At 73.8% G+C, this 6208-nt stretch carries 7 protein-coding genes; 3 read left to right on the forward strand and 4 right to left on the reverse strand.

Annotation, left to right across the window (positions count from 1 at the left end; translation table 11 throughout):
* Positions 1–83 precede the first annotated feature (83 nt).
* The gene (locus tag L2I40_RS17265) at positions 84–815 is read left to right on the forward strand and encodes a metallophosphoesterase (RefSeq protein ID WP_237216433.1); all 732 of its coding nucleotides are present in this window, start codon (positions 84–86) and stop codon (positions 813–815) included.
* Between the two features lie 112 nt (positions 816–927).
* Positions 928–1926, forward strand: coding sequence for a polyphosphate kinase 2 (gene ppk2 / locus L2I40_RS17270; protein ID WP_237216434.1), 999 nt, complete (start codon positions 928–930; stop codon positions 1924–1926).
* 6 nt (positions 1927–1932) lie between these two features.
* Here ppk2 and L2I40_RS17275 read toward each other — a convergent pair whose 3' ends face one another.
* The 4 genes from L2I40_RS17275 to L2I40_RS17290 are packed head-to-tail and all read right to left on the reverse strand — an operon-like array spanning position 1933 to position 5435.
* Entirely contained in the window at positions 1933–2463 is a 531-nt protein-coding gene (locus L2I40_RS17275) for a hypothetical protein (RefSeq protein ID WP_237216435.1), read from the reverse strand.
* Between the two features lie 44 nt (positions 2464–2507).
* Positions 2508–4076, reverse strand: a complete 1569-nt coding sequence (locus L2I40_RS17280; RefSeq protein WP_237216436.1) for a cryptochrome/photolyase family protein — start codon at positions 4074–4076, stop codon at positions 2508–2510.
* 13 nt (positions 4077–4089) lie between these two features.
* Positions 4090–4713 carry a DUF6134 family protein gene (locus L2I40_RS17285; RefSeq protein WP_237216437.1) on the reverse strand — a complete coding sequence of 208 codons (624 nt, stop codon included), beginning with the start codon at positions 4711–4713 and terminating at the stop codon, positions 4090–4092.
* A gap of 2 nt (positions 4714–4715) precedes the next feature.
* The gene (locus L2I40_RS17290) at positions 4716–5435 is read right to left on the reverse strand and encodes an SDR family NAD(P)-dependent oxidoreductase (protein ID WP_237216438.1); all 720 of its coding nucleotides are present in this window, start codon (positions 5433–5435) and stop codon (positions 4716–4718) included.
* Positions 5436–5538: 103 nt separating this feature from the next.
* Here L2I40_RS17290 and L2I40_RS17295 point away from each other — a divergent pair, with 103 nt between their 5' ends.
* A complete protein-coding gene (locus tag L2I40_RS17295) occupies positions 5539–6096 on the forward strand; it encodes a SixA phosphatase family protein (protein WP_237216439.1) in 558 nt (185 codons plus the stop codon).
* Positions 6097–6208 lie beyond the last annotated feature (112 nt).

Genomic DNA, 6208 nt, shown 5'->3' on the forward strand with positions numbered 1-6208 from the left:
CGCCCGGTGGTCGGCCCGGCCGAGGGCCGCGCCCGCGCGCTCGCGGCCTTCGCCGCGCTGCGCCGCCCGGCTTCCGACGCGGCGTGACGCAGCACCCGAGTCATCTCTGGCGCGGCTTCGCGGGGCTCCGCGTCGTCGCCGACGTGCATGGGGAGGCCGAGGCCTTCATCGCCGCGATCGAAGGCGCGATCGCCGAGGACATGTTCGTCCTGCAGCTCGGCGACCTGACCGACCACGGGCCCGACAGCCCGGAGGTGCTGCGCCGGATGTTCGCGCTGATCGATGCCGGCCAGGGCCTGTTCCTGCTCGGCAACCACGACCACAAGCTCCGCCGGGCGCTGACCGGCACGCGCGTGCGCATCCAGCCCGAAGGCCTCGGCCGCACGCTGGAGCAGCTGGACGCGGCGCCGGACGGGCCGGCGCTGAAGGCGCGCGCGATCGAGGAGATCGCCCGCGCCCCGGCCTGGATCCGCGACGGCAGCCGCGTCTTCGTCCATGGCGGCTTCCATCCCGGCATGCTGCATGCCTCGCCGCCGCCCCTGGCCGGCGCGCAGAAGGCAAGCGGCCTCGTCACCCGCGCCATCTACGGCCAGGTGACGGGCCGCATGCGCCCGGACGGCTTCCCCGACCGCGTGCATGACTGGGTGGACCGGATCCCGGCCGGCATGCTGGCCGTCGTCGGCCACGACCGCCGCTCCACCGATGGCCGCCCCTACGAGACCACCGGCCTGCTCGGCGGCCGCTGCGTCTTCCTCGACTGCGGCGCCGGCAAGGGCGGGCACCTGGCCTGGCTCGACCTGCCCGCCTGGGCCTGACGCGAAGCCGGGCCCGACGCGAAACCGTCATGGCTTTGACATGGATCATCCCGCACCGGCCGGCCGCGGCGCAGTCTGCTCCCCGGCGCATCCCGAGCCGGAAAGGTCCATCATGCCCGACGACGTCCTGCCCCGCCCGCCCGAAGCCGCGCCCGGAGCCGCGCCAGGGGACGCCACCGGGGCCGCGCCCGAGGCCGCGCGCAGCATCACCTCCGCCGCCGCCGAGCTCTCCAGCCCCCGCCGCCCCACCCGCCACGAGCCGGAAGCGATCCGCCGCGCCTTCGAGAGCGGCGAATACCCCTACGCGACGCGGCTGACCGAGAAGGAATACCTCCAGCGCGTGAAGCCGCTGCAGGTGGAACTCCTGAAGGCGCAGGCCTGGGTGAAGGACGCGAACGAGCGCATCGTCATCCTGTTCGAAGGCCGCGACGCCGCCGGCAAGGGCGGCACGATCAAGCGCTTCATGGAGCACCTGAACCCGCGCGGCGCGCGCGTCGTGGCGCTCGAGAAGCCGTCCGAGCGCGAGCGCACGCAATGGTACTTCCAGCGCTATGTCGAGCACCTGCCGGCGGGCGGCGAAATGGTCTTCTTCGACCGCTCCTGGTACAACCGCGCCGGCGTCGAGCGCGTGATGGGCTTCTGCTCCCCGGCCGACTACCTCGAATTCATGCGCCAGGCGCCGGAGCTGGAACGCATGCTCGTCCGCTCCGGCCTCCGGCTCTTCAAGTTCTGGTTCAGCGTGACGCGCGACGAGCAGCTGAAGCGCTTCGAATCGCGCGGCACCGATCCCTTGAAGCAGTGGAAGCTCTCGCCGATCGACAAGGCGAGCCTCGACAAGTGGGACGACTACACCGAGGCGAAGGAGGCGATGTTCTTCTACACCGACACCGCCGACGCGCCCTGGACGATCGTGAAGTCGAACGACAAGCGCCGCGCGCGGCTCGAGGCGATGCGCCACTTCCTCAGCACCCTGCCCTATCCGGGCAAGGACGAGGCCGTGGTGCATGCGCCGGATCCGCTGATCGTCGGCGGCGCCGCGCATGTGATCGGGCGCAGCACGCACATCCTGGGCGCCGCGCTGCATCCCGAGCAGCGGCGCTCGAAGGGCTGAGGTCGGTCAGCTCCGCTCGCCGAACACCAGCCGCACGCGCTCGGCGAGCCCCATCCGGTCCCAGGCCGAGGCCGCGTCGCCCGGCAGGCGGCGTGCGACGCGCCCGCGCTGATCCGGCGTCAGCTCGCCCCAGAAGCGGGTGAGCCAGGGGTATTGGCGGATCAGCGCCGCGCGGCGCAGCGCCGGGTCGACCGGCGCGGCCGGCGGCGGCAGCGGCTGGGCGACCACCGAAGGTGCCGTCGCCTCCTCGACCGTCGCAGGCGGCGCCTCCTCGACGGGCGCCACGACATCGACCGCCGGCACCGTGGCCGGCTCGGGCTCCTTCGGCTGTCCATCCCAGACGGGCGGGGCCACGACGGCCGGCCCGGCCACGACCACGGCAGGCGGCGGCGGTCGCCGCGGCTGGAACACGCGGTCGAGGACGTCGACGCGTCGCATCGCCGCATCGATCTCGCGCGCCGTCTCGCAGCCCGCGAGCCCCGGCAGGATCACTGCCAGGGCCGCCAGCCGACGCCGGCAGGGGGCGGTCCGATCCATGCGCCCCGAACGCGCGACGCGGCGCCGGGATGCAACCCGCGGGTCTACAGGAGCCGGGAACCTGCCGGCCCCGCCGGCGCATCGCCGTGCGCGAGCGCATCGAGGAAGGCGGCCGCCTGTCCGCGCATGGCGCGCAGCTTCGCCGGATCCAGCTTCGCGAGCGTGCGCAGCGGCATCGCCATGCGCGGGTTGCGCGCCAGCCGTTCCGCATGCCGCGCGACGAAATCCCAGTAGAGGAAGTTGAACGGGCAGGCGCGCGCCCCGGTCGCCGCCTTCACGTCATGCGCGCAGCCGCGGCAATGGTCCGACATGCGGTTGATGTAGGCGCCCGACGCCGCATAGGGCTTCGACGCCATCACGCCGCCATCGGCGAACAGCGCCATGCCGTGCGTGTTCGGCAGCTCCACCCATTCGAAGGCATCGGCATAGACGATCATGTACCACTCGTTCACCTCGGCCGGGTCGAGCCCGGCCAGCAGCGCGAAGTTGCCGGTCACCATCAGCCGCTGGATGTGGTGCGCATAGGCCAGGTCGCGCGTCTGCGTGATCGCCGCGCGCAGGCAGGCCATCGACGTCTCGCCCGTCCAGTAGAAATCCGGCAGCTTCCGCGTCGCCTCCAGCGCGTTGGTCTCGCGATAGGCCGGCATGCGCGCCCAGTAGAGGCCGCGGACATATTCGCGCCAGCCGAGGATCTGCCGGATGAAGCCCTCCACCGCGTTGAGCGGCGCATGCCCCTCGCGATACGCGCGCTCCGCCGCGGCGCAGGCCGCGCGCGGGTCGAGGAGCCCGACATTCATCGCGCTCGCGACCAGCGCGTGGAACAGCGTCGGCTCGCCTTCGGCCATCGCATCCTGGTAGGCTCCGAAGAGCGGCAGGCGGCGGGCAACGAAATCCTCCAGCGCGGCCTCCGCCTCCTCCGCCGTCACCGGCCAGGCGAAGGCGTCGAGCGTGCCGAAATGGTCCGCGAAGTCGCGCGCGACGAGGTCCATCACCTCGCGTGTCATCGCATCCGGCGCGAAGCGGCGCGGCGCGGGCGGGCGGATGTCGCGCGGCAGGGCCGAGCGGTTGTCGTGGTCGAAGTTCCACTGCCCGCCGGTCGGTTCGTCGGGCGCCTCCATCAGGATCCCCGTCTCCCGCCGCATCTCCCGATAGAAGAACTCCATGCGGAGCTGCTTGCGATCGGCGGCCCAGCGGCGGAAGCGGTCGAGGCTGCAGAGGAAGCGCCCGTCCTCGCGGATCTCGACCGGCAGCCCGGTGCGCGCCTGCCAGCCGCGCATGTCCTGCAACACGCGCCATTCGCCCGGATGCGTGCAGACGATGCGCGCCGCGCGGACCTCGCCCGCCGCGCGCGCCACCTCGCCCGCCAGCGTCTGCGTGTTCGCCGGATCGTCGAGCCGCACGTAGCGCACCTGCACGCCGCGCGCCTCCAGCCGCTGCGCGAAATGGCGCATGGCCGACAGCACCAGCACGATCTTCTGCTTGTGGTGGCGGACATAGGTGCATTCGGCGCGCACCTCCGCCATCAGCACCACGTCGCGGCCGGGATCGAGATCCTCGAGCGCGGACAGCGCGTCGGAGCACTGGTCGCCGAGGACGACCCGGAGCGTTGTCATGCCCGTGGCACGCTCACGCCCGTTCGTAGGTGACCGGGCTGCCATCCTCGCCCGTCGTCGCGAAGCCGACCCAGGCGCCGCGCGCATCATAGGCCACGTCGGCGCCCTCGCCGCCGATCACGCGGATGCGCTGCAGCCCGCCTTCCGCGCGGCGCTCGAGCCGCGGCTCCACCGGCCGCCCCTCGCGCACGTCGAAGACCGGCACCCCGCCCGCGAGCGTCGCCGCGCGCCACCAGGTCAGCGGCGCGGCATTGGCCGGCAGCAGCGCCTCGCCGGCCGTGCCGCGCAGCCGGATCCCGTTGCCCTCCGCCACCGCCCGGCACTCGCCGACCCGCCCGTTGCGGTCGGCGCGGCTCTCCAGCCCGATCAGCCGGTCGCCGCGCCAGGCCTCCTCGGTGTCCTGGGTGAAGCGGAAGACGGTGAAGCCCGCGAGCCGCACCTGGATGCGCATCTCGGTCCGCGCGCGCAGCAGCCCGCTTTCCTCGCGGAACCGCACGGTGTGGGTGCCGACCGGCGTGCCCTGCCGCAGCACGCGGAAGGCGATATCGGCGCGCTGCGCGCGCGCCGCGGTTGCCAGCAGCGGCAGCAGGGCGATCCCCGCGAGCCCCCGCCTCATCACCCTGCGTCGTGCGATCATGCTCACCCCTTCCCGGCGATCGCCCCGCGACCGCCATCCACGCCGATCACCTGACCGGTGATCCATCCCGCCGCATCCGACAGCAGGAAGTCGGCCAGCGCCGCCGCATCATCGGCCTCGCCGAGGCGCGGGATCGGATGCTGCTTCGCGATCGCCTCGGCCATCTGGGGGCTGCGCGTCAAGGGCTCGGCGATGCGCGTTCGCGTCAGGCTCGGCGCGATCACGTTGACCCTGACATGCGGGGCAAGCTCGGCCGCGAGCGAGACGGCGAGCCCCTCCACCGCCGCCTTGGCCGCGCCGATCGCCGCATGGTTCGGGAAGCCGCGCCGCGCCGCGACGGAGGAGAACAGCACGACGCTCCCCTTCCCCGCGACCAGCGCCGGCAGGGCGGCCTGCACCGCCATCGCTGCGCCCACCACGTTCAGCCGGTAGGCGTCGAGGAAATCGGCCTCGGCCAGCCGCGCCGCGGGCTTCAGCAGGATGGAGCCGACGCAATAGGTGATCCCGGCCAGTTCCGCCCCCGCCGCCGCCACCGCCGCGCGCAGCGCCGCCGCATCCGTCGCATCCGCCACGGCGGAGCCGCAGCCGAGCTCACCGGCCAGCGCCTGAAGCCGCGCCACGTCGCGCGCCACTAGGAAGGGCTCCGCCCCGCGCACGGCGAGGCGTCGCGCCAGCGCGCCGCCAATCCCGCCCGTCGCACCCACCACCAGGACCCGCGCCATGCGCCCCCCAAAGACCATCCGTCGGGGCGCAGATGGGACCGCTCGCACGGGCGGGAACCCCGCCGAGGCAGACAGGCGGCGCGATCCGTGCTTGGTTCGGGCCATGCGACAGCTGCTGCTGCTGCGGCACGCCAAGTCCTCCTGGGACGACCCGCGCCTGCCCGACCATGCGCGACCGCTGAACGCGCGCGGCCGCCGCAACGCGGCCGGCATGGCGGCCGCGATGCGCGAGCTCGGCCTGGCACCCGATGTGGTGCTGGTCTCCTCCGCGCGGCGCACCCTGCAGACGCTGGAAGCGCTCTCGCCGCTCGAAGGCTCGCCGCTGGTCGAGCCGATGGACGCGCTCTACCTGGCCCCCTGGCCGTCGCTGCTCGACGTGCTGCGCGACGTGCGCGAGACGGCGCGGAGCGTGCTGCTGATCGGCCACAATCCCGGCCTGCATGAGCTCGCCCTCGCCTTGGCCGGCCCGGCGGCGATGGCCGCCGGCGGCCCGACGGCGGAGCGGCTCGCCAATTCCTATCCCACCGCGGCGCTGACCGAATTCGCCGTCGCGTTGCCCTGGCGCCTGCTCGAGCCGGGCGGCGGGCGCCTGCTGCGCTTCCTGACGCCGGCCGATCTCCCCTCCGCCGAGGCCGCCGACGCCACGGAGGGCTCCGCCTGACCGACCCCGACCCGGCCAACGGCCCCGCCGCGGCCGAGGCCGGGGCCGAGGCGAGCCTCCGCCTCGAGATCGCGCTGCCGCCGGAGACGGCGGGGGCGCTGCTGCGCGCCGG

The sequence above is a fragment of the Falsiroseomonas oryziterrae genome (assembly GCF_021864505.1).
GTDB classification, from domain to species: domain Bacteria; phylum Pseudomonadota; class Alphaproteobacteria; order Acetobacterales; family Acetobacteraceae; genus Falsiroseomonas; species Falsiroseomonas oryziterrae.